Raw genomic sequence first — 3,226 nt, 5'->3', positions numbered from 1 at the left:
TCAGCGGTGCCATCCAGCATCTGGCGGGCATGAAGGACTCCAAGGTGATCGTGGCGATCAACAAGGACGCCGAGGCACCGATCTTCTCGGTGGCCGACTACGGGCTGGAGGCCGACCTGTTCACGGCGGTGCCGGAACTGGTCAAGGCGCTGTAAGCCGGTCGCCGTTGGCCGCTGTTCGCCGCCATTGGCAGCCAATGCACGATCCGCCCGCTTGCTGGCCGTGATCGTGCCGCGCCGGACCGTCACACCGACGCCCGGTGCTTCCTTCCATGTTTGTTCACTGTCCGGCGGCCTGCGGGTCGCCGGACTGCCGTTGGCCGCTCAGGTCGGATCGGCCTCTTGATCCCGTTCCGATTCCTGTTCCGGCGCCTCGCTGCCGTGGTCGAGCCGCTCCATGTTGTCGAGCAGCTTGAGCAGGTAATGCGAGGTATGGGTCAAGTCGCTGAAGGAGAAACCCTCCAGCGCGGCCTCGTAGTAGGCCTGGATCTTGGGCAGCGCATGCTCGCGCCAGACAATCCAGCCCTCGTCGGTGATCCGGATCAGGCGCGAGCGGCGGTCGCGCGTGTCCTGCATGATCTCGATCCGGCCATCGCGCTCCATCCGACCCAGCACGCCCGACAGGTTCTGCCGGCTCACCATCAGGTAGCGGGCCAGGTCGCCCATGTTGATGCCCGCGCTGACCTCGGGCCGCGACAGGGCGCCCAGGATGGCCCATTGCTGGGTGGTCAAACCCTCGCTTTCGACGGCCTTGGTGCCGGTTTTATGCAGCAGGTTGGCGCATTGGTAGAGCTTGAAGAACAGCCGGTTGGCGAGCTCCTTGCGCGCGGATTCGGTCGAATGACGTTGATTGACCATGGAAATGTGGTTATTTTCTTTTTTTGATTAGGGTATTCCCTGGGGTCATTCCCATGGAAAATATATCAACTTGTTGACATAATTGTAGCGTTTCCAGGGCTTTCTGGGACACCCCCATTTTCCGACTTCATCTACGCAGGCCCGACCGTGACACTCTTCCAACGCCAGCACGCCATCGCCGTCATCACACTGGATCATCCCCCCGTCAACAGCCTGAGCCATGCGCTGCGCCAGCGGATCGTCGAGGCCGTCGCCGCCGCACAAGCCGACGCGCAAATCAAGGGCATCGTGCTGGTTGGCAACGACAAGGCGTTTTCCGCCGGTGCCGACGTGACCGAGATGGGCACGCCCAAGCAGCTGGCCTTGCCCATTCTGCCCGAAGTGCTGGCCAGGCTGGAGTCCTGCTCCAAGCCGGTCGTCGCCGCCATCGCTGGCGTCGCGCTGGGCGGCGGCCTTGAGGTCGCGCTGAGCTGCCACGCCCGTGTCGCGCTGGAGGGCGCCCGGGTCGGGCTGCCCGAGATCAGCCTGGGCCTGATCCCGGGTTCGGGCGGTACCCAGCGCCTGCCGCGCCTGGTCGGCGTGGCGACCGGACTCGACATGATCCTGTCGGGTCAGCCGCGCAGCGCGCGCCAGCTGGCCGACTCCGGCCTGTTCGAGCGCGTGGTCGCGGTCGATCTGGTCGATGCGGCCTGTGCCGTCGCCCTGCAGCTGGCCGATGCCGCCGCCTTGCCGCGCACCCGCGACCGCGCGCTCGACGCCGATCTGGTGCGCTCGCATGTCGAGGCGGCCCGGGCCAAGCTCAACGCCCGCCAGCGGCTGCAGCCCGCCTACGCCGCCGTGCTCGATGCGGTCGCCGCCACCGCGCTGCCGTTCGATCAGGGCCTGGCCAAGGAGCGCGAGCTGTTCCTGGGCTTGGTGCCGAGCCGCCAGGCGCGCGCGCTGCGCTACCAGTTCAAGGTCGAGCGCGAGGCGGTCAAGCTGCCGGCCAGCATCCAGGGCCAGTCCCGTCCGGTGCGCACCATCGCCGTGATCGGCGCCGGCACCATGGGCACCGGCATCGCGATCAGCGCGATTGATGCCGGCCTGCGGGTCGTGCTGCTCGAACAGGACGCCGCCGCGCTGGAGCGCGGCCGCCAGCGCGTCGCCGACCACTACAACGGCCGCGCCGATGCCGGCAAGATCAAGCACGCGGTCGCCGAGGCCAGCCTGGCGCGCCTGCAGCCGACGCTGGAGTGGAGCGATCTGGCGCTGGCCGACCTCGTGATCGAGGCCGTGTTCGAGGACCTGGCCGTCAAGCAGGAGGTGTTCCGCAAGGTCGACGCCCATGCCCGTCCCGGCGCCGTGCTGGCCACCAACACTTCCTACCTCGACATCGACGCAGTGGCCGCCGTGGTCTCGCGCCCGCAGGACCTGCTGGGCCTGCATTTCTTCAGCCCGGCCAACGTCATGAAGCTGCTCGAGGTCGTGCGCGGCGCGCAGACCTCGGCCGACGTGCTGGCCACCGGCATGGAGCTGGGCCGCACGCTCAAGAAGCTGCCGGTGCTGTGCGGCAACGCCTTCGGCTTCATCGGCAACCGCATCTACAACGCCTACCGCCGCCATTGCGAGTTCATGCTGGAAGACGGCGCCTGGCCCGAGGACGTGGACCGCGCACTGACCGGCATGGGCTTCGCGATGGGGCCGTTCGCGGTCGCCGACCTGTCGGGGCTCGACATCGCCTGGCGCATGCGCAAGGCGCAGGCCGCGACGCGTGACCCGCGCGAGCGCTATGTCGCCATCCTCGACCAGCTCTGCGAGCAGGGCCGGCTCGGCCGCAAGGCGGGTGCGGGCTACTACAGCTACACCGACGGCAAGCAGTCGGCGGCCAGCGACGAGACCGTGCGCGCCATCATCGAGCAGGCCAGCGCCGCGCGCGGCATCGTGCGTCAGCCGCTGACCCCCGAGCAGATCCAGCGTCGCGCGCTGCTGGCCATGGTCAACGAGGCCGCGCTGCTGCTGGCCGAGGGCGTCGCCCAGCGCGCCAGCGACATCGACGTCGTGCTGGTGCAGGGCTACGGCTTCCCGCGCTGGGAAGGTGGTCCCGTGTTCTGGGCGCAGCAGCAGGACCGCGCCCAGCTGGAGCAGGACATCAAGGGGCTGGCCACCGTCGTCGGCCACGGCTTCAGGCAGGGCGACCTCGCGCTGCTGCTGGGCTGAGCCGAACCACGAAATCAAGGAGAAGACATGAAGACCCCCGCAACTTTGCTGGAGCAGTTTGGCCCGCGCGAGGCGATGGAATACGACGTGGTGGTCGTGGGCGCGGGCCCGGCCGGCCTGGCGACCGCGATCCGCCTGAAGCAGCTCGCCGCCGAAAAGGGCAGCGAAGTCGG

The 3,226-nt window shown here is 68.3% G+C and carries 3 protein-coding genes and 1 pseudogene; 3 read left to right on the top strand and 1 reads right to left on the bottom strand.

Features of this window, described 5'->3' with window-relative positions; translation table 11 throughout:
* Window positions 1–155, top strand: a pseudogene (locus PHR85_RS15175) (electron transfer flavoprotein subunit alpha/FixB family protein); the annotation flags it as partial.
* 168 nt (window positions 156–323) lie between these two features.
* Here the strand turns inward: PHR85_RS15175 and PHR85_RS15170 are convergent.
* On the bottom strand, window positions 324–857 hold the full coding sequence (locus PHR85_RS15170; RefSeq protein ID WP_300056041.1) for a MarR family winged helix-turn-helix transcriptional regulator: 534 nt from the start codon (window positions 855–857) through the stop codon (window positions 324–326).
* 147 nt (window positions 858–1,004) lie between these two features.
* Between PHR85_RS15170 and PHR85_RS15165 the strand changes: the two genes are divergently transcribed.
* Both PHR85_RS15165 and PHR85_RS15160 read left to right on the top strand, forming a co-directional pair.
* The gene (locus PHR85_RS15165) at window positions 1,005–3,053 is read left to right on the top strand and encodes a 3-hydroxyacyl-CoA dehydrogenase NAD-binding domain-containing protein (RefSeq protein WP_300056038.1); all 2,049 of its coding nucleotides are present in this window, start codon (window positions 1,005–1,007) and stop codon (window positions 3,051–3,053) included.
* Window positions 3,054–3,080: 27 nt separating this feature from the next.
* The coding region (locus tag PHR85_RS15160; protein WP_300056044.1) for an FAD-binding protein at window positions 3,081–3,226 on the top strand (146 nt) is incomplete at its 3' end.

It is taken from the genome of Malikia sp. (assembly GCF_028687635.1).
Classification (GTDB): domain Bacteria; phylum Pseudomonadota; class Gammaproteobacteria; order Burkholderiales; family Burkholderiaceae_C; genus Malikia.
The sequence above is the reverse complement of the archived record's forward strand: the minus strand, read 5'-3'. Positions and strand labels throughout refer to the sequence as shown.